This is a genomic window from Streptomyces sp. NBC_00667 (assembly GCF_036226825.1).
Classification (GTDB): Bacteria; Actinomycetota; Actinomycetes; order Streptomycetales; family Streptomycetaceae; genus Streptomyces.
On record NZ_CP109022.1, the window covers coordinates 4,154,767 to 4,173,496 of the forward strand.

Annotated in this window: 15 protein-coding genes; 11 read left to right on the forward strand and 4 right to left on the reverse strand. The window is 73.1% G+C overall.

Features of this window, described 5'->3' with window-relative positions; translation table 11 throughout:
* On the reverse strand, positions 1–1,338 hold the full coding sequence (locus OHA81_RS19400; RefSeq protein ID WP_329197625.1) for an SWIM zinc finger family protein: 1,338 nt from the start codon (positions 1,336–1,338) through the stop codon (positions 1–3).
* Between the two features lie 134 nt (positions 1,339–1,472).
* On the opposite strand from OHA81_RS19400, the gene OHA81_RS19405 reads away from it, so the two are divergent.
* From OHA81_RS19405 to sucD, 5 genes are all read left to right on the forward strand, one after another.
* Positions 1,473–2,579 carry an ATP-binding protein gene (locus tag OHA81_RS19405; protein ID WP_329197627.1) on the forward strand — a complete coding sequence of 369 codons (1,107 nt, stop codon included), beginning with the start codon at positions 1,473–1,475 and terminating at the stop codon, positions 2,577–2,579.
* Positions 2,576–4,846 carry a DUF5682 family protein gene (locus tag OHA81_RS19410; RefSeq protein WP_329197629.1) on the forward strand — a complete coding sequence of 757 codons (2,271 nt, stop codon included), beginning with the start codon at positions 2,576–2,578 and terminating at the stop codon, positions 4,844–4,846. The genes OHA81_RS19405 and OHA81_RS19410 overlap by 4 nt, the downstream gene beginning before the upstream one ends.
* 89 nt (positions 4,847–4,935) lie before the next feature.
* Positions 4,936–6,102 (forward strand): VWA domain-containing protein, encoded by a 1,167-nt coding sequence (locus OHA81_RS19415; protein ID WP_329197631.1) that lies wholly within the window; start codon positions 4,936–4,938, stop codon positions 6,100–6,102.
* A 299-nt stretch (positions 6,103–6,401) separates the two neighbouring features.
* A complete protein-coding gene (gene sucC, locus OHA81_RS19420) occupies positions 6,402–7,580 on the forward strand; it encodes an ADP-forming succinate--CoA ligase subunit beta (RefSeq protein ID WP_329197633.1) in 1,179 nt (392 codons plus the stop codon).
* A 21-nt stretch (positions 7,581–7,601) separates the two neighbouring features.
* The gene (sucD, locus tag OHA81_RS19425) at positions 7,602–8,492 is read left to right on the forward strand and encodes a succinate--CoA ligase subunit alpha (RefSeq protein WP_329197634.1); all 891 of its coding nucleotides are present in this window, start codon (positions 7,602–7,604) and stop codon (positions 8,490–8,492) included.
* Between the two features lie 84 nt (positions 8,493–8,576).
* Here the strand turns inward: sucD and OHA81_RS19430 are convergent, their stop codons facing one another.
* Positions 8,577–10,112: a helix-turn-helix domain-containing protein gene (locus tag OHA81_RS19430; RefSeq protein WP_329197636.1), complete on the reverse strand. Its 1,536-nt coding sequence runs from the start codon at positions 10,110–10,112 to the stop codon at positions 8,577–8,579.
* Positions 10,113–10,231: 119 nt separating this feature from the next.
* Between OHA81_RS19430 and OHA81_RS19435 the strand changes: the two genes are divergently transcribed.
* Positions 10,232–11,851 carry a cell division protein PerM gene (locus tag OHA81_RS19435; protein WP_329197638.1) on the forward strand — a complete coding sequence of 540 codons (1,620 nt, stop codon included), beginning with the start codon at positions 10,232–10,234 and terminating at the stop codon, positions 11,849–11,851.
* A gap of 178 nt (positions 11,852–12,029) precedes the next feature.
* Here OHA81_RS19435 and OHA81_RS19440 read toward each other — a convergent pair whose 3' ends face one another.
* On the reverse strand, positions 12,030–12,569 hold the full coding sequence (locus OHA81_RS19440) for a hypothetical protein (RefSeq protein ID WP_329197640.1): 540 nt from the start codon (positions 12,567–12,569) through the stop codon (positions 12,030–12,032).
* A gap of 231 nt (positions 12,570–12,800) precedes the next feature.
* On the opposite strand from OHA81_RS19440, the gene purN reads away from it, so the two are divergent.
* Both purN and purH read left to right on the forward strand, forming a co-directional pair.
* Complete coding sequence (purN, locus tag OHA81_RS19445; RefSeq protein WP_329197642.1) at positions 12,801–13,424, forward strand: phosphoribosylglycinamide formyltransferase; 624 nt, start codon at positions 12,801–12,803, stop codon at positions 13,422–13,424.
* Positions 13,421–15,016 carry a bifunctional phosphoribosylaminoimidazolecarboxamide formyltransferase/IMP cyclohydrolase gene (gene purH, locus OHA81_RS19450; protein WP_329197644.1) on the forward strand — a complete coding sequence of 532 codons (1,596 nt, stop codon included), beginning with the start codon at positions 13,421–13,423 and terminating at the stop codon, positions 15,014–15,016. The genes purN and purH overlap by 4 nt, the downstream gene beginning before the upstream one ends.
* 76 nt (positions 15,017–15,092) lie before the next feature.
* Here the strand turns inward: purH and OHA81_RS19455 are convergent, their stop codons facing one another.
* The gene (locus OHA81_RS19455; RefSeq protein WP_329197646.1) at positions 15,093–15,848 is read right to left on the reverse strand and encodes an RDD family protein; all 756 of its coding nucleotides are present in this window, start codon (positions 15,846–15,848) and stop codon (positions 15,093–15,095) included.
* 279 nt (positions 15,849–16,127) lie between these two features.
* Here OHA81_RS19455 and OHA81_RS19460 point away from each other — a divergent pair, with 279 nt between their 5' ends.
* The 3 genes from OHA81_RS19460 (at position 16,128) to OHA81_RS19470 (ending at position 18,638) form a co-directional block, all read left to right on the forward strand.
* Positions 16,128–16,988: a bifunctional methylenetetrahydrofolate dehydrogenase/methenyltetrahydrofolate cyclohydrolase gene (locus OHA81_RS19460; protein ID WP_329197648.1), complete on the forward strand. Its 861-nt coding sequence runs from the start codon at positions 16,128–16,130 to the stop codon at positions 16,986–16,988.
* Positions 16,978–17,427, forward strand: a complete 450-nt coding sequence (locus OHA81_RS19465; RefSeq protein WP_329197650.1) for a DUF3017 domain-containing protein — start codon at positions 16,978–16,980, stop codon at positions 17,425–17,427. The genes OHA81_RS19460 and OHA81_RS19465 overlap by 11 nt, the downstream gene beginning before the upstream one ends.
* A gap of 221 nt (positions 17,428–17,648) precedes the next feature.
* Positions 17,649–18,638, forward strand: a complete 990-nt coding sequence (locus tag OHA81_RS19470; protein WP_329197653.1) for a malate dehydrogenase — start codon at positions 17,649–17,651, stop codon at positions 18,636–18,638.
* Positions 18,639–18,730 lie beyond the last annotated feature (92 nt).

Sequence of the window (18,730 nt, forward strand, 5' to 3'; positions counted from 1 at the left end):
TCAGACCAGCGCCACCGGTTCCGGCGAATCCGGCTGCCAGGCCGTCAGGGGCGTGAACCCCCGGTGACCGACCTCCCCGAACACCGTCACCGGCCCCCCGCCGGAGACCGCGGCGAGCTGCCACAGTCCCGAGCGGGACCTGCCGCCCGGCCCCGCGAGCGGTACCGGCAGCGCCGACGTCCCCTCCAGGTCCGCCAACTGCCAGCCCCACTCACCCGGTACGGGAACCACCGGCCCCAGCACCACCGGCCACGACTCCAGCCAGGGGTCCTCCCGCAGTGCGGCACCGTACGCCTCCAGCGCCGCCTCCGCACTCACCCCGACCGGCGCCCGCCCGCCCGGCACCGCCGCCGCACACCGTTCCCCGAGATCCGCCCTCAGTCCCGCCGAACCGGGCCGGAAGCGGACTTCCGCCTCCAATACCAGTCCGACCGGCAGCGCCAGCCCCGGAGGCCGCCCCGGCGGTCCGAAGTCCAGCACGAGGGCCGGCCGCCCGCCCGCCAGCCCACGCAGCCATATCCGACGGGTGATGAGCCGGCCGTCCGGGGACACCGAGTCGTACTGCGACAGCACGAGCCAGTGGTCCCGGACGGCTTCGCCCTCCGCCGAAGGCGCGAGCCCCACCCGGGTCCTCACCGTCGCGGCCAGCTGTTCCGGCAGCCCGGACACCCCCAGCCAGGCCTGGTCGAGCAGGTGCAGCAGCGCGAACTCCTCAAGCATCCGGGCGGGCCAGCCGGGGCCGCAACCGGGTATTGTCGCCAACTCCCTTACCCTGGAGGCCAGTCCGGGCGCCTGGGCGTCGACCATGCGGGCCGCCGTCTCCTCCCACGCCCCGTACCCCGCCTGCTCCTGGCCGGCGAGCCCGCCCCGCAGCAGATCCAGGAGCCGCTGCTCCAGCTCGGTGACCCCCGCCCCGATCCGGGCCGCCCGCCGCTCCGCCCGCTTCCTGGCCGCCTCCTCGTCCACCGGCTTGGCGACCGCCGGCCGGGCCGCCTTCGCCGCCCGCTCCGCCAGCCACTCGCCGGCCCACTCCGGTTCCGGTGCCGGATCACCCACCCCCTCCGCTGCCCAGAGCAACAGCAGCCCCAGCGCGTGCTTGCACGGGAACTTCCGGCTCGGGCACGAGCACTTGTACGCCGGGCCCGTCAGATCCACGACCGTCCGGTACGGCGTCTTGCCGCTGCCCTTGCACAACCCCCACACCGCACCGGAAGCGGAACCTCCGGTCTGCGACCACGGACCCGCCCCACCCAGCTTGCCCCCCGCCTTGCGCGACGCATCGTCAGGAGCCAGAGCCAGTACCTGTTCCGCTGTCCAGCGGACCCCCTGCTCAGTCATGTGTCCCACCGTAGAGACCCCCACTGACAATCGCCCTGACCTGCAACGACGCCTCCAGCGAAGGCCGTTGTCAGTGGGGTGGTGCACCGTGGTGTCAGCAGTCGGAAGCGGCTGCCGAGCATTGGAGGGGGACCATGAGCACGCCCGAGACCGAACACCGCGCAGAGGCACTGCGACCGCACGCCGAAGACGCCTTCGCACACGAACTGAAAGCCCTGGCGGCCGCCGACGACCGGCCCCGCCCGACCCGCTGGAAGCTCTCCCCGTGGGCCGTCGCCACCTACCTGCTCGGCGGCACACTGGACGACGGCACCGTGATCACGCCCAAGTACGTCGGTCCGCGCCGCATCGTCGAAGTCGCCGTCACCACGCTGGCCACCGACCGCGCGCTGCTCCTGCTCGGAGTCCCCGGCACCGCGAAGACCTGGGTGTCCGAGCACCTCGCCGCAGCCGTCAGCGGGGACTCCACCCTCCTGGTGCAAGGCACCGCCGGCACCCCCGAGGAAGCCATCCGCTACGGCTGGAACTACGCCCGTCTCCTGGCCCACGGCCCCAGCCGCGAAGCCCTCGTCCCCAGCCCCGTCATGCGGGCCATGGCCGACGGCATGACCGCCCGCGTCGAGGAACTCACCCGTATCCCCGCAGATGTCCAGGACACCCTCATCACCGTCCTGTCCGAGAAGACGCTCCCCATACCGGAGCTCGGCCAGGAGGTGCAGGCCGTGCGCGGCTTCAACCTCATCGCCACCGCCAACGACCGTGACCGCGGGGTCAACGAGCTCTCCAGCGCGCTGCGCCGCCGCTTCAACACAGTGGTGCTGCCCCTGCCCGCCACCGCGGACGCCGAGGTCGACATCGTCGCCCGCCGCGTCGACCAGATGGGCCGCGCCCTGGACCTGCCGGCGGCGCCCGAGGGCCTGGAGGAGATCCGCCGCGTCGTCACCGTCTTCCGCGAGCTGCGCGACGGGGTCACCGGCGACGGCCGGACCAAGGTCAAGTCACCCAGCGGCACCCTGTCCACCGCCGAGGCCATCTCCGTGGTCACCGGCGGCCTGGCCCTGGCCGCCCACTTCGGGGACGGCGTCCTGCGCCCCTCCGACGTGGCGGCCGGCATCCTCGGTGCCGTGGTCCGCGACCCGGCCGCCGACCGGGTGGTCTGGCAGGAGTACCTCGAAGCCGTCGTCCGCGAGCGGGACGGCTGGAAGGACTTCTACCGCGCCTGCCGGGAGGTGACGGCATGAACCCGCGCACCGGGGGACCCCTCCTGCTGGGGGTCCGCCACCACGGACCGGGCTCCGCCCGCGCGGTGCGGGCCGCGCTGGACCGAGTCCGGCCGGCGGCGGTGCTCATAGAGGGGCCGCCGGAAGGGGACGCGCTGCTGCCGCTCGCCGCCGACCCGCAGATGCGACCGCCCGTCGCCCTGCTCGCCCACGCCGCGGACGATCCGGGGCGGGCCGCGTTCTGGCCGCTGGCCGGGTTCTCCCCGGAGTGGGCCGCCATCCGCTGGGCCCAGGAGCGGGAGGTGCCCGTCCGGTTCATCGACCTCCCCGCCGCGCACTCGCTGGCCGTGACCGAGGACCAGGAGGAGCGGCCCGACTCCGTACGGGTCGAGCCGCTCGCGGTGCTCGCCGAAAGCGCCGGGTACGACGACCCCGAGCGCTGGTGGGAGGACGTCGTCGAGCACCGTGACGCCGTACGGGAAGACCCCCTGGCCGCGTTCGAAGCCCTCGGTGAAGCGATGGGCGCGCTGCGCGAGGCGTACGGCTGCGGCGGCAACCCGCGCGACCTGGTGCGGGAGGCGTACATGCGCCAGCGGATGCGGGCCGCCCGCCGCGAGTTCGGCGACAGCTACGCCGTGGTCTGCGGGGCCTGGCACGTCCCGGCCCTGCGCGCCCCGGCCACGGCCTCCGCCGACAAGGCACTGCTGACCGGACTCCCCAAGATCAAGGTGGAGACCACCTGGGTTCCCTGGACGCACCGCCGGCTCGCCCGCGCCGGGGGATACGGCGCCGGCATCACCTCGCCCGGCTGGTACGCGCACCTCTTCACCGCCCGCGACCGGCCCGTCGAGCGCTGGCTGACCAAGGTCGCGGGCCTGCTCCGGGAGGAGGACCGGCAGGTCTCCTCCGCCCACGTCATAGAGGCGGTACGGCTCGCGCAGACCCTCGCCGCCGTGCGGGGGCGGCCGGTGCCCGGCCTCACCGAGACCCTCGAAGCGGTACGGGCGGTCATGTGCGACGGCTCCGACATACCGCTCGCCCTGATCGAGGACCGCCTGGTGGTCGGGGACGTACTGGGCGAAGTCCCGGACGCGGCGCCCGTCGTACCGCTCCAGCGGGACCTCACCCGCAGACAGCGGTCCCTGCGCCTCAAGGCGGAGGCACAGGACCGCGAGCTGGAACTGGACCTGCGCAAGGACACCGACGCGGCCAAGTCCTCGCTGCTGCACCGGCTGCGGCTGCTCGGCATCGACTGGGGCGTACCCACCGCCTCCCGCGGCAGCACCGGCACGTTCCGGGAGACGTGGCGGCTGCGCTGGGAGCCCGAGCTGTCGGTGCGGGTCGCGGAGGCGGGGATCTGGGGCACGACCGTCCTGGGGGCGGCCACCGCCCGGGCCGAGGCGCTCGCGGCGGACGCCGCCGAACTGGGCGAGGTCACCGCCCTGGCCGAACAGTGCCTCCTGGCCGGGCTTTCCGAGGCCCTGCCCGCCGTACTGCGGGCCCTCGCGGACCGGGCCGCACTCGACACCGATGTGGCACGCCTCGCCGAGGCGCTGCCCGCGCTGGCCCGCTCGCTGCGGTACGGGGACGTACGGGGCACCGACGCGCAGGCGCTCGCCACCGTGGCCGCCGGGCTCGCGGAGCGGATATGCGTGGCCCTGCCACCCGCCTGCGCGGCCGGGGCGGACGCCGACGGTGCGGCGGAGCTACGGGGGCACGTCGACGCCGTCCACGGGGCGATCGCCCTGCTGGCCGACGCCGACGAGGGGCTGCGCGAGCGCTGGGCGGCGGTGCTGCGGACGCTGGCCGGCCGGGACACCGTGCCCGGGCTGATCAGGGGCCGGGCCGTACGGCTGCTCCTGGACGACGGCAGGCTCCCGCCCGAGGAGACGGCGCGGCTGATGGGGCTCGCGCTGTCCCCGGCGGCCACCCCGGCCGACGCCGCGGGCTGGATCGAGGGCTTCGCCGGCGGCAGCGCGGGCGGCGGCACCCTGCTGGTCCACGACGAGCGGCTGCTCGGCCTGATCGACGCCTGGCTGGTGTCGGTGCCGGCGGGTGCCTTCGTCGACGTACTGCCCCTGCTGCGGCGGACCTTCGGGGCGTACGAGCCGGGCGTGAAGCGGGCCCTGGGCGAACTGGTCCGGCGGGGACCGGCCGCCCGGGCGCGCACCGCGGGGCCCGGCCCGGCCCCCGAGGGCTTCGGCCGGGAGTTGGACCCCGTCCGCGCGGACGCGGTGGCGGACGTGGTCCGCATGCTGCTCGCCGGGGCGGGGGTGGGAGCGGACTGACGTGGGGCGCCGCGCAGCAGAAGGCACGGCGAAGGCGCCGCCGGCGAGGGGCCGGGCGGCTCAGGACACGGGACGAGGGGGACGGACAGATGGAGACCGGTACGGGACGGCCGACGGACGCGGGCGAGCGGCTGCGGCGGTGGCGGATGGTGCTCGGGGGAGGCGAGGGCGAGGGCACCGGCTGCTCGCTCTCCGGCCGCGACGCGGAGATGGACGCCGCGCTCACGGCGCTGTACGGCCAGAGCGGCGGCGGCTCCCGCAAGAGGACGGGGGAGCGGTCGGCCGGGCTCGGCGGGTCCGCGCCGCAGGTGGCCCGCTGGCTCGGGGACATCAGGACGTATTTCCCCGGCTCCGTGGTGCAGGTCATGCAGCGGGACGCCATCGAGCGGCTCGGCCTGTCCTCCCTGCTGCTGGAGCCGGAGATGCTGGAGGCGGTGGAACCGGACGTCCACCTCGTCGGCACCCTGCTCTCCCTCAACAAGGCCATGCCGGAGACGACCCGCGAGACCGCCCGCACGGTGGTCGCCAAGGTGGTCCGGCAGCTGGAGGAGCGCCTCGCGACCCGTACCCGCGCCACCCTCACCGGAGCCCTCGACCGCTCCGCCCGCATCAGCCGCCCCCGTCACCGGGACATCGACTGGGACCGGACGATCCGCGCCAACCTCAAGAACTACCTCCCCGAGTACCGCACCGTCGTCCCGGAACGGCTGGTCGGATACGGCCGGGCGGCGCAGTCCATGAAGAAGGAGGTCATCCTCTGCATCGACCAGTCGGGTTCGATGGCGGCCTCCGTCGTCTACGCCTCGGTCTTCGGGGCGGTGCTCGCCTCGATGCGGACGATCGCCACCCGGCTGGTGGTGTTCGACACCGCCGTCGTGGACCTCACGGACCAGCTCGACGATCCCGTCGACGTGCTCTTCGGCACCCAGCTCGGCGGCGGCACCGACATCAACCGGGCCCTCGCCTACTGCCAGTCCAGGATCACCCGGCCGGCCGACACCGTCGTGGTCCTGATCAGTGATCTCTACGAGGGCGGGATACGCGACGGGATGCTCAAGCGGGTCGCCGCGATGAAGGCCGCCGGGGTGGAGTTCGTGACCCTGCTCGCCCTGTCCGACGAAGGCGCCCCGGCCTACGACCGCGAGCACGCGGCGGCTCTGGCCGCACTCGGCGCACCCGCCTTCGCCTGCACCCCCGACCTCTTCCCCGACGTGATGGCCGCCGCCCTGGAGAAGCGGCCGCTGCCCGTCCCGTGAACGCCCCCGCCGCGCCCGGCGTCCCTGCCCCGCACCCGCGGCCGCCAGTCGGTGGATCGTACGAATGCGCAGCTCAACCGTGAGGCGATCTGTGACAGGTATCACCGCTCTGGTGCGACCTGTGATTTAGGGACCCACGTCCCACGGGGATAACCTGCGAGACGGACATGCCGCGTCCACGGTCACCGTGTGCGCCTTCCTTGTGACAGCGCCGTCACGTTGCCCTCCGCGGCACGCCCACGCAGATAGCAGACAACCGCGAATCACTGCGAATCTTTGAAGACAAGGGACGGACGCGCGTGGACCTGTTCGAGTACCAGGCGAGGGACCTCTTCGCCAAGCACGGTGTACCGGTGCTGGCCGGTGAAGTGATCGACACGCCTGAGGCGGCTCGCGAGGCCACCGAGCGGCTGGGCGGCAAGTCGGTCGTCAAGGCGCAGGTGAAGGTCGGTGGCCGAGGCAAGGCCGGCGGCGTCAAGCTCGCCGCCACCCCGGACGAGGCCGTCGCCCGGGCGACGGACATCCTCGGCATGGACATCAAGGGCCACACGGTCCACAAGGTGATGATCGCCGAGACCGCTCCCGAGATCCTCGAGGAGTACTACGTCTCGTACCTCCTCGACCGCACCAACCGCACCTTCCTGGCCATGGCCTCGGTGCAGGGCGGCATGGACATCGAGGAGGTCGCGGAGAAGACCCCCGAGGCCCTCGCGAAGGTGCCGGTCAACGCCAACGAGGGCGTGACCATCGAGAAGGCCCGCGAGATCGTCGCGCTCGCGAAGTTCCCGGCCGAGGTCGCCGAGAAGGTCGCCGAGGTCCTCGTGACCCTGTGGCAGACCTTCATCGCCGAGGACGCGCTCCTCGTCGAGGTCAACCCGCTCGCGAAGGTCGCCAACGGCGACGTCATCGCGCTCGACGGCAAGGTCTCGCTCGACGAGAACGCCGAGTTCCGCCAGCCGGGTCACGAGGAGTTCGTGGACCACGCGGCCGCGAACCCGCTCGAGGCCGCCGCCAAGGCGAAGAACCTCAACTACGTCAAGCTCGACGGTGAGGTCGGCATCATCGGCAACGGCGCGGGTCTCGTCATGAGCACCCTCGACGTCGTCGCCTACGCCGGTGAGAACCACGGCGGCGTCAAGCCCGCCAACTTCCTGGACATCGGCGGTGGCGCCTCCGCCGCCGTCATGGCCAACGGCCTTGAGATCATCCTCGGCGACCCGGACGTCAAGTCCGTCTTCGTCAACGTCTTCGGTGGCATCACCGCCTGTGACGAGGTCGCCAACGGCATCGTCCAGGCGCTGGCACTGCTGGAGGAGAAGGGCGAGGCGGTCACCAAGCCGCTCGTCGTCCGTCTCGACGGCAACAACGCCGAGCTGGGTCGCAAGATCCTCTCGGACGCCAACCACCCGCTGGTGCAGCGCGTGGACACCATGGACGGCGCGGCCGACAAGGCCGCCGAGCTCGCGGCTGCGAAGTAAGGGCAGAGGTCACAGACTCACATGGCTATCTTCCTCAACAAGGACAGCAAGGTCATCGTCCAGGGCATGACCGGTGCCACGGGCATGAAGCACACCAAGCTGATGCTGGCTGACGGCACCAACATCGTCGGCGGCGTGAACCCGCGCAAGGCCGGCACCACCGTCGACTTCGACGGCACCGAGGTCCCGGTCTTCGGCTCGGTCGCCGAGGCGATGGAGAAGACGGGCGCCAACGTCTCCGTCCTCTTCGTCCCGCCGGCCTTCGCCAAGGCCGCCGTCGTCGAGGCCATCGACGCCGAGATCCCGCTGGCCGTCGTCATCACCGAGGGCATCGCGGTGCACGACTCCGCCGCCTTCTGGGCGTACGCGACCGCCAAGGGCAACAAGACCCGGATCATCGGCCCGAACTGCCCGGGTCTGATCACCCCCGGCCAGTCCAACGCCGGCATCATCCCGGGCGACATCACCAAGCCCGGCCGCATCGGTCTCGTGTCGAAGTCCGGCACGCTGACCTACCAGATGATGTACGAGCTCCGTGACATCGGCTTCTCCTCCGCCGTCGGCATCGGTGGCGACCCGGTCATCGGCACCACGCACATCGACGCCCTCGCGGCGTTCGAGGCGGACCCCGAGACCGACCTCATCGTCATGATCGGCGAGATCGGCGGCGACGCCGAGGAGCGTGCGGCGGACTTCATCGCGAAGAACGTCAGCAAGCCGGTCGTCGGCTACGTCGCGGGCTTCACCGCCCCCGAGGGCAAGACCATGGGTCACGCGGGCGCCATCGTCTCCGGTTCTTCCGGCACCGCACAGGCCAAGAAGGAGGCCCTCGAGGCCGCGGGCGTCAAGGTCGGCAAGACGCCGACCGAGACGGCCAAGCTGGCGCGCGAGATCCTGAACGCCGCTCAGTAAGCAGGAGCCGTACGTGCCTACGGGCGTGGCCCGCACCCCTCACGGGTGCGGGCCACGCCCGTTCCTGCCGTGTGCGGCCCCGGCTCACTCGGACTTCGGAGCGAGGCGGGCCGGTCCGGCCGCCGGCTCGGAGCGGAGCCTGTCGTGCAGCTCCTTGCTCTGCTCGGTGAACCGCTGGGGCCCGCTGAGCGGGGGGACCCCGGAGACGCTCGAACCCGGTGCGAGCGGCGGGATGTACTGGGTCGGAGCCGTGGTCGCCGTGTACGCCGTCGCCACCGCGATCACCGCCGTCAGCCCGAGCGCCGCCCGGCTCAGCGCGCGCGAGCGGCGCTCGCAGGAGGTGCGTACGGCGGCTGCCGGGCGCGGTTCGAGGGAGACGGCCGGGCGGACCGAACCCATGCGTTCGCGCAGCCGGGCGGACCGCTGCGCGGGCGGCAGGGCGGCCAGCTCGGGGATCCGGGCGACCAGTGCGGCGTGCGCGTTCAGCAGGCGCAGGCCCGCCGTGGGCGTCGACGCCTCGATCTCGGCGGCCGTGTCGGGGAGGTCGAGGCCGACGCCGTCGTAGAGCAGGACGGCGCGGCGGTACGCGGTCGGCAGCGCGAGCAGGGCGTCCATCGTGATCCGGTCGGCGGCTTCGGCCGGGGCCTTGTCGGGGTGGCGGAAGGCCCGTCGGAACCGGTGCCAGGGGGAGAGGGCGTACTCGTACGAGGCCGCGCGCACCCACCCCACCGGATCGGGGTCGGTGGCGACCTCCGGCCAGCGCGCCCAGGCCTGGAGGAACGCCTTTTCGACGGCCTCCAGGGCGAGGGAGCGGCGGCCGGTGAGCAGGTACGCCTGGCGGACGAGGGCCGGGGCGGCGTAGGCGTACAGGGCGTCGTACACCTGGGCGGGGGTCAGGGGGCCGCTGTCGACGGGGGCTTCGGGCTCGGCAACGGCATCGGACTCTGGCGTGGCGGTGGGCTCTGCCGTGGCGTCGGGCTCTGCCGTGGCGGTGGGCGTGTCTGACCCGGGGGCGGGAGCGGGGTTGGTGGGGGCCTGCGGTGCGGGCGGCCGGGGCTGGGGCTCGGGCCGCGGCTCCGGGGGCTCCGGGGGGAGCGGGATGTGGTTGCTCCCGGCGGCCTTGCCGGGCGTCTTGCCGTCGTGGCGCGAGGAGCCGGCCGGCGGCTTCGGGGCCCGCTTGGCCGCCACCTTGGGCCGTTTGCGGGAGCCGACGGGCCGCGCCGGGGCCGGGGAGACCCGTACGGCGCCGGGGCCGGAACCCTTCGGGGTGTCGGGGGCGTGGGCCGCGGGGGCGTCGGCGGCCGGGGCCCGGGTGGCCGAGGTCTGGGCTCGGGGGGTTGCGGTGTCGGGAGGCCCGGCGGCCGGGGCCGGGGCTGCGGGTTCGGCGGGGTCGGCGGACGCCGCGAGGCGGGTGAGGAAACGGGCGTAGGCCTTTCGTTTCCGGCCCCGCGGCTGCGTCCGCCCGTTCTCCCACGAGCGGACCGTGGCAGGGCTGACCCCGACGGCCGCCGCCACCTCACCGTGCGTCAGTTCCGCGGATTCGCGCAGCCTTCGGCGTTCCTGGGGGGAGGGCAGGTCGGCCTCTCCTGAGGCGGAGGTCGTTCCGACGCCTTGTGTCATGCCACTCTCCCCGCGACCCGGTAGCTCTGCGCGAAAAAGTACATAAACGTATATTGGGCGACACCACGGACATTCGCCTGTTACCCACCCATAGCGCGTGTCGTTGGCACCATGACGGGGTGACCCAAGTGACCGAACGCGGTACCTCGTTGCCGGCGGCCCCGCCGGCCTCCGTGCGGCGCCGCTCGCCGGCGGCCGCCGCGTGTGTGCTGGGCGGCGCCGTGGCCGCAGGACTGGGGCTCGGCTTCCTGGCCGTGCTCGTGATCGTGCTGTGGATCAGCTCCCCCTATCCGGACAGCGGCCCCGGCGGCGCGCTGCACCTCGCGGCCGGGCTGTGGCTGCTCGCCCACGGGACCGAACTCGTGCGCTACGAAACCCTGTCGGGGGTGCCCGCACCCGTCGGGGTGACGCCGTTGCTGCTGGTGGCCCTGCCGGTGCTGCTGATGCGGCGGGCCGCGCGGCTGGGCAGCGCCTCGGGCGACGGCCGGGCGGACGGCCCGGGCGACGACGAGGTGCTGCCGGCCGGTGTCGTGTTCTCGGCGGTGACCTGCGGCTACCTCGGCGTCGGGGCGCTGGCGACGGTCTACGCCTCGGTCGGTCCCATGCCGGCCGACCCGCTGAGCGCGGCGTGGCACGTGCCGCTGGTGGCCGTACTGGCCGCAGCGAGCGGGGTGTGGGCGGCGCGGGGGAGGCCGCTGGGCGAGTTCCCGCGGTGGGTGCCGGGCTGGGCGGCGGGGGGCGTACGGAGGGCCATCGCGCGCCCCCGTTACGAGCTGGCGCTGCGCTCGGGTGCGGCGGGGGCCCTGGTGCTGGTGGGCGGTGGCGTGCTGCTGGTCGGGGCGTCGCTGGTGTGGCACGGGGCGGAGGTGCGGGGGTCGTTCCTGGGGCTGACCGGGGTGTGGTCGGGGCGGTTCGCGGTGTTGCTGCTGGCGGTGACGCTGGTCCCGAACGCGATGGTGTGGGGCGCGGCCTACGGCCTGGGGCCGGGCTTCGCGCTGGGTGCGGGGGCGACGGCGACACCGTTCGGCTCTGTGGGATCGCATGCGGCGCTGCCGAGGTTCCCGCTGCTGGCGGCGCTGCCGGGGGCGGGGGCGGGGACGCCGCTGACGTGGGCGGCGTTCGCCGTGCCGGTCGTGGCGGGGCTGGCGGTGGGGTGGTTCGCGGTGCGGCGGGCGCGGGAGGTCTCGTACGGGGAGACCGCGTGGACGGCGGTGCTGGGGGCGGTGGTGTGCGGGGTGCTGATGGCGGGGCTCGCGGCGGTGGCGGCGGGGCCGCTGGGATCGCGGGAGCTGGTGCGGTTCGGGCCGGTGTGGTGGCAGGTGGGGGGAGCGGCGGTGGGGTGGGCGGTGGTGCTGGCCGTGCCGGTGGCCGTGGCGGTGCACGGGTGGCGGGTGCGGCCGGTGAGGGGGGCGGGGGCGGTGGAAGTGGCGGACGAGTGGCACGACCCGGGTGTGCGGGAGCTGAGGTGGGCGGCGTTGCGGGAGGCGGCCGTGCCGATGGTCGCCCCGGCGGTGGAGTCGGTGGGGGTTGCCGAGCCGCCGGCGGTGGCGGCGGTTGAGGGGGAGGGTGGTGGGTCGCCTGCGGCGGTGGCGGCCGCGGATGGTGACGTACCGTCGGGGGCGGTGGCGGCCGCGGATGGTGACGCGCCGTCGGGGGCGGTGGCGGCCGTGCCGGTTGCGGCGGAGTTGGTGCCGGGGGTGTCCGGGGCGCGGGTGCTGTCGCGGCGGCCGGCGGTCTGACGGGCGCGGCGCCGTTGCCGGGGCTCCGCCCCGGACCCCGCGCCTCAAACGCCGGCGGGGCTGAAAATGCCCCGCCGGGCCTGCAATTGCCCCGGCGGGCCTGGAATTGTCGGCGGGGCTGGGATTGGCCCCGCGGGGCTGAGGCTGCCCCGGCGGGCCGGTAACCCCCGTCGGTCGGTTACTGGCGGACCTTGAGGGCCTTGCCCACCAGGTTGTCCGGGAGGAGGGTGTTGCATTCGAGTTCGGCCGTGCGCGTCAGGGCGTCGTCGCGGCAGACGTAGAAGTCCTTGTACGCCAGCTGGACCGCGTACGAGCTCGACGCCAGCAGCAGGGCGAGCGTCGCCGTCACCAGGCCGCTGACCGCCGCCGTGCGCTGGGGGCGGGCCGCCGGGCCGAGGTCGGCGACGCCGGCGCGGAGGGCGCTGATGCCCCAGTACAGCGCGAGTGCGCCCAGCAGGAGGCCCACCGACGGGATCCCGAAAACGCCGAAGAAGAACCCCCACATGCCTGCGAACAACGCGTAGCGGGCGCGGCGCTGGAGCGGGTCCGTCGGGTCCCAGCGGGCCGGACCCCCGGGGGCCGGGTCCTGGCCGGGGCCGCCGGGGCCGGTGTGACCGGGGCCGCCGCGCGGCTGCCACGGCTCGTCGGGCCTGCCCTCGGGCGGCGCTGCGAAGGGGTTGTCGTCGGTCGAAGAGTCGGGCTGACGGCGGTCCGGCATCGAGTGCGTTACTTCCCCTGTGTCGTGGGCGTGGCGTCGGCGCGTCGGCGTGAGCCACGTCGCGTCGCCTCACGCTACCGCCCGGCCGTGCCCCCGTCCCCCGGGGGCGGTCCCGTGTGCCGGTATCGTTGCAGGCGGTCCGCCGCTTCGTATGGTTCCCCGTATATCGGGGACCCGGAGTTTCGTATGACCGTACAAGTGCAAGCGATGCCCCCCAAGAAAGGGCCTCCCATGGCCGCCTCTCGCCTGGTCGTGCTGGTCTCCGGTTCCGGCACCAACCTCCAGGCCCTGCTCGACGCCATCGACGCCCACCCCGACGGCCCCGAGGGCTTCGGCGCCCGGGTCGTCGCCGTCGGCGCCGACCGCGACGGCATCGTCGGCCTGGAGCGCGCGGAAAAGGCGGGGATCCCGACCTTCGTGTGCCCGGTCAAGGCGTACGCCACCCGCGCGGAGTGGGACGCCGCACTCACCGCGGCCACCGCCGCCCACGAGCCGGACCTGGTGGTCTCCGCCGGGTTCATGAAGATCGTCGGGCCGGAGTTCCTGGACCGCTTCGGCGGCCGGTTCATCAACACCCACCCCGCCCTGCTGCCCGCCTTCCCGGGCGCGCACGGCGTCCGCGACGCCCTCGCCTACGGCGCCAAGTTCACCGGCTGCACCGTCCATTTCGTGGACAGCGGCGTGGACACCGGCCCCATCATCGCCCAGGGTGTCGTCGAGATCCGGGACGGGGAAGACGAAGCCGCTCTCCATGAGCGCATCAAGGAAGTCGAGCGCACGCTGCTCGTCGACGTCGTGGGGCGCCTGGCCCGGCACGGCTACCGCATTGAGGGACGAAAGGTAACAATCCAGTGACCGCCGTAGAGACCGCAGACAGCAGCAACGACCCGACCACGACCCAGCGGCCGATCCGTCGTGCGCTGATCAGCGTCTACGACAAGACGGGACTGGAAGAGCTGGCCCGCGGCCTGCACGAGGCGGGCGTCGCGCTCGTCTCCACCGGCTCCACCGCCTCCAAGATCGCCGCGGCCGGGGTGCCCGTCACCAAGGTCGAGGAGCTGACCGGCTTCCCCGAGTGCCTGGACGGCCGGGTCAAGACCCTGCACCCCCGCGTGCACGCGGGCATCCTCGCCGACCTGCGCCTGGAGGACCACCGGCGCCAGCTGGCCGAGCTGGGCGTGGAGCCCTTCGACCTGGTCGTCGTCAACCTCTACCCCTTCCTCGCCACCGTGCAGTCCGGTGCCACGCCCGACGAGTGCGTCGAGCAGATCGACATCGGCGGCCCCTCGATGGTCCGCGCAGCCGCCAAGAACCACCCCTCGGTCGCCGTCGTGACCAGCCCCGAGCGCTACGCCGACGTCCTGACCGCAGCCCGGGGCGGCGGCTTCGACCTGACCGCCCGCAAGCGGCTCGCGGCCGAGGCCTTCCAGCACACCGCCGCCTACGACGTGGCCGTCGCCTCCTGGTTCACGAACGGCTACGCGCCCGAGCCCGAGGCCGTCCTGCCCGAGTTCCTGGCCGGTGCCTGGCAGCGCAAGTCCACCCTCCGTTACGGCGAGAACCCCCACCAGGCGGCCGCCCTCTACACGGACGGTCAGCCGGGCGGGATCGCCAACGCCGAGCAGCTGCACGGCAAGGAGATGTCCTTCAACAACTACGTGGACACCGAGGCGGCCCGCCGCGCCGCCTACGACCACGAAGAGCCCTGCGTCGCGATCATCAAGCACGCCAACCCGTGCGGGATCGCCGTCGGCGCGGACGTCGCCGCCGCCCACCGCAAGGCGCACGCCTGTGACCCGCTCTCCGCGTTCGGCGGCGTCATCGCCGTCAACCGCCCGGTGACCGTCGAGCTCGCCGAGCAGGTCGCGGAGATCTTCACCGAGGTCATCGCCGCCCCCGGCTACGAGGACGGCGCGGTCGAGGTCCTGGCCAAGAAGAAGAACATCCGCGTCTTGAAGGTCGACGGCACCCCGCACCAGCCGGGTGACCTCAAGCCCGTCTCCGGCGGCGCGCTGCTCCAGCAGAGCGACCTGTTCCAGGCTGAGGGCGACGACCCGCGGAACTGGACCCTCGCGACCGGCGAGCCCCTCTCCGCCGAGGAGCTCGCCGAGCTCGCCTTCGCCTGGAAGGCCTGCCGGGCCGTCAAGTCCAACGCGATCCTGCTGGCCAAGGACGGCGCCTCGGTCGGCGTCGGCATGGGCCAGGTCAACCGGGTCGACTCCGCGAAGCTCGCGGTCGAGCGGGCCGGCGCCGAGCGCGCGCAGGGCTCGTACGCGGCCTCCGACGCCTTCTTCCCGTTCCCGGACGGGCTGGAGATCCTGACGGCGGCCGGCATCAAGGCCGTCGTGCAGCCGGGCGGTTCGGTCCGTGACGAGCTGGTCATCGAGGCCGCGAAGGCGGCCGGCGTGACCATGTACTTCACCGGTACCCGTCACTTCTTCCACTGATCGCACCCCGCACACGGCGAAGGCCGCGCCCCCCGTCCGGGGAGCGCGGCCTTCGCCGTCTTGCGAGCGGTACCGCTTACTTCTTCACGACGATCGTGCCGGCGGCACGGTCGTGCCAGCCCTGCAGCTTGCCGGAGTTGTCGAAGAAGGGGGAGAGGTAGACCAGGATCTGGCCGATGCCGCAGAGGAACGCGCCGACCATCGGGATGATCCAGCGGATGAAGCCGCCGCCGATGCCGGGGACCTGGCCGGTGTTCTCCTTGACGACCTTCAGGCCCAGGGCCAGCTTGCCGACCGTCGCGCCCACGAACGCGATCATCAGCCATTCGTAGAGCAGGGTGGCGACGAAGAAGACGAGGATCACGCCGAAGAAGGTGGCGATGATGCCGCCGGCGGCCTCGGCCTGGTCGTTGACGCAGCTCTGGTACGCGGAAGACGCGTAGTCCAGGCCGGTGCAGTCCTGGATGCTCTTCGACGCGCCGAAGGCGCTCGCGACACCGATCGCGCTGAGGATCGAGTACAGGACACCGATGACCAGGCCGTCGATCAGACGGGCGCCGAAGCGGCGGCCCATCGTCGCCACCTCGACGGTGCCGAGGCCGGCCACGTTGATGTAGCCGTTGTTCGCCTGGAGCGTGCCGGGGGCCGGGGGCATCGCACCGTAGGGCGGCTGGCCCGGCTGCTGCGGGTAGCCGTAACCGGGCTGGCCCTGCGGGGGGACGCCCTGCGGCGGAATGCCCTGGGGGGCCTGCTGCGGGTAACCGTAGCCGGGCTGGCCCTGCGGCGGCTGCTGCTGCTGTCCGTACGGGTTGTTCGGGTCGCCGAAGCTCATCTTTGGGTTGTTCCTCCGTGGAAGTGCGGGGACGCACGGCACTTTCGGAGGAAACACTGCGTTTTGCGGTCACCCCCCGGCACTGCCCGCGGCACTCATTGCCCGTCATCGTGGTCCCGGCGCAGGGGGATTGTCCAGCCGGTTCGCACAGCGGTCGGGACTTGTTGTGCAAGTGCAATGAAATGACCAAGAGGGTCCGGGACGCCGCCGGACGCCCGCCGGACGCCCGCCGGGGGCCTTGAGTGGAACCGGGGCCGCTCCATCCGGGAGGATGGGGGCATGACCGCCCAGATTCTCGATGGCAAGGCCACCGCAGCCGCGATCAAGTCCGAACTGACCGCCCGCGTGTCGGCGCTGAAAGCCCGGGGTGTCACCCCCGGCCTCGGCACCCTGCTGGTCGGTGACGATCCGGGCAGCCGCTGGTACGTCAACGGCAAGCACAAGGACTGCGCGGAGGTCGGCATCGCCTCCATCCAGCGCGAACTCCCGGCCACCGCCTCCCAGGAGGACATCGAGGCGGTCGTCCGGGAACTCAACGAGAACCCGGAGTGCACGGGTTACATCGTGCAACTCCCGCTCCCCAAGGGCATCGACACCAACCGCGTCCTGGAGCTGATGGATCCGCTCAAGGACGCCGACGGACTGCACCCCATGTCCCTGGGCCGGCTGGTGCTCAACGAGCCCGGCCCGCTGCCCTGCACCCCGTACGGGATCGTGGCGCTGCTGCGTCACCACGGCGTGGAGATCAACGGCGCCCACGTCGTCGTCCTGGGCCGCGGCGTCACCGTCGGGCGCTCCATCGGGCTGCTCCTGACCCGCAAGTCCGAGAACGCCACGGTCACCCTGTGCCACACCGGTACCCGCGACCTGCCGCGCCTGCTGCGGCAGGCGGACGTCATCGTCGCGGCCGCCGGGGTCCCGCACCTGGTCAAGCCGGAGGACGTGAAGCCGGGCGCGGCGGTGCTCGACGTCGGCGTCAGCCGCGACGAGAGCGGGAAGATCGTCGGCGACGTGCACCCGGGGGTCGCGGAGGTGGCGGGCTGGCTGTCCCCGAACCCCGGCGGCGTCGGCCCGATGACCCGCGCCCAGCTGCTCGTCAATGTCGTCGAGGCGGCGGAACGGACCACCAGTGCGGGTTGAGCACACCACCGGCCCGGCCGGGGGCGAGGGGGACCAGGGGCCTGCCGAGGCCCCCAAGTCCCGCCGGTTCCCTTCCGTCACCCGGGACACCGCCCGGCCCGAGGGCGGCGGCCGGGCCGCTCCGGGGGACGCCCCGGCGCCCGCACGGCAGTGGCCGATGCTCAGCGTCCTCGCCGCCACCGCGGCCGGGCTGCTGACGACGGCGACGGGCCACCCGCGGGTGGGCTGCCTGATCATCGGGATCGCCCTGATCGCGGCCGCCGTGATGCGGCGCGTGCTGCCGTCGGTGGGGATGCTCGCCGTCCGCTCCCGGTTCACGGACCTGCTGACCTACGGGGTGCTCGGCGTGGCCATCACCCTGCTCGCGCTGGTGATGGAACCCAAGCCGCCGCTGCACGTCCCGTTCCTGGAGACGGCGGTCCGCTTCACGGTCCGCTAGCCGCGCGGCGGGGTGGATTCGGGGCCCGGGCGGCCGTCCGGCCTTCGAACATCCGGGTCCGTGTGCCACGCACCACACGGGCCTGTGGGTTAGCCGCCCCCGGGGTCGGATAGCCTGACCGCGGATGTCTCTTCACGTCAAGATTTAGAGGACAGGGGAGCGGCGTCCTCCAGCACATGGGGCAGGGACGCCCCACCGCCAGCTGTCTAACGGAGAAGGCCATGACCCGCACTCCCGTGAATGTCACCGTCACCGGCGCCGCCGGCCAGATCGGCTACGCGCTGCTCTTCCGCATCGCGTCCGGTCACCTCCTCGGCGCGGACGTGCCGGTCAAGCTCCGGCTCCTCGAAATCCCCCAGGGCATGAAGGCCGCCGAGGGAACCGCCATGGAGCTCGACGACTGCGCCTTCCCGCTGCTCCGCGGCATCGACATCTTCGACGACCCGAACAAGGGCTTCGAGGGTGCCAACGTCGCGCTGCTCGTGGGCGCCCGCCCGCGCACCAAGGGCATGGAGCGCGGTGACCTGCTCTCCGCCAACGGCGGCATCTTCAAGCCGCAGGGCGCCGCGATCAACGCGCACGCCGCGGACGACATCAAGGTCCTGGTCGTGGGCAACCCGGCCAACACCAACGCGCTCATCGCGCAGGCCGCCGCCCCGGACGTACCGGCCGAGCGGTTCACCGCGATGACCCGCCTGGACCACAACCGCGCGATCTCGCAGCTGGCCGCCCGTACCGGCGCCGCCGTCTCCGACATCAAGCGCCTCACCATCTGGGGCAACCACTCGGCGACCCAGTACCCGGACATCTTCCACGCGGAGATCGCCGGCAAGAACGCCGCCGAGGTCGTCAACGACGAGCAGTGGCTCGCCGAGACCTTCATCCCGACCGTCGCCAAGCGCGGTGCCGCGATCATCGAGGCCCGTGGCGCGTCCTCGGCCGCCTCCGCCGCCAACGCCGCCCTCGACCACGTCCACACGTGGGTCAACGGCACCGCCGCCGGCGACTGGACCTCGATGGGTGTCCCGTCGGACGGCTCCTACGGCGTCCCCGAGGGCATCATCTCCTCGTTCCCCGTCACCACCAAGGACGGCAAGTACGAGATCGTCCAGGGCCTGGACATCAACGAGTTCTCCCGTACGCGCATCGACGCGTCCGTGGCGGAGCTGGTCGAGGAGCGCGACGCGGTGCGCGAGCTCGGTCTGATCTGACCGGCCGGGCCGGACCGCTGACCGGTCAGGCCCGTTCGAACCAATACGAACGACGAAACGCCCCGGCCAAACCTGGTCGGGGCGTTTTGGCG

Excerpts from the sequence above, each read along its gene's own strand:
- OHA81_RS19415 (WP_329197631.1), top strand. The coding sequence starts at position 4,936 with ATGGAGACCGGTACGGGACGGCCGACGGACGCGGGCGAGCGGCTGCGG.
- purN (WP_329197642.1), top strand. The coding sequence starts at position 12,801 with ATGGCCGCCTCTCGCCTGGTCGTGCTGGTCTCCGGTTCCGGCACCAAC.
- OHA81_RS19455 (WP_329197646.1), bottom strand. The coding sequence starts at position 15,848 with ATGAGCTTCGGCGACCCGAACAACCCGTACGGACAGCAGCAGCAGCCG.
- OHA81_RS19410 (WP_329197629.1), top strand. The coding sequence starts at position 2,576 with ATGAACCCGCGCACCGGGGGACCCCTCCTGCTGGGGGTCCGCCACCAC.
- OHA81_RS19470 (WP_329197653.1), top strand. The coding sequence starts at position 17,649 with ATGACCCGCACTCCCGTGAATGTCACCGTCACCGGCGCCGCCGGCCAG.
- OHA81_RS19440 (WP_329197640.1), bottom strand. The coding sequence starts at position 12,569 with ATGCCGGACCGCCGTCAGCCCGACTCTTCGACCGACGACAACCCCTTC.
- OHA81_RS19460 (WP_329197648.1), top strand. The coding sequence starts at position 16,128 with ATGACCGCCCAGATTCTCGATGGCAAGGCCACCGCAGCCGCGATCAAG.
- sucD (WP_329197634.1), top strand. The coding sequence starts at position 7,602 with ATGGCTATCTTCCTCAACAAGGACAGCAAGGTCATCGTCCAGGGCATG.
- OHA81_RS19430 (WP_329197636.1), bottom strand. The coding sequence starts at position 10,112 with ATGACACAAGGCGTCGGAACGACCTCCGCCTCAGGAGAGGCCGACCTG.
- OHA81_RS19405 (WP_329197627.1), top strand. The coding sequence starts at position 1,473 with ATGAGCACGCCCGAGACCGAACACCGCGCAGAGGCACTGCGACCGCAC.
- OHA81_RS19400 (WP_329197625.1), bottom strand. The coding sequence starts at position 1,338 with ATGACTGAGCAGGGGGTCCGCTGGACAGCGGAACAGGTACTGGCTCTG.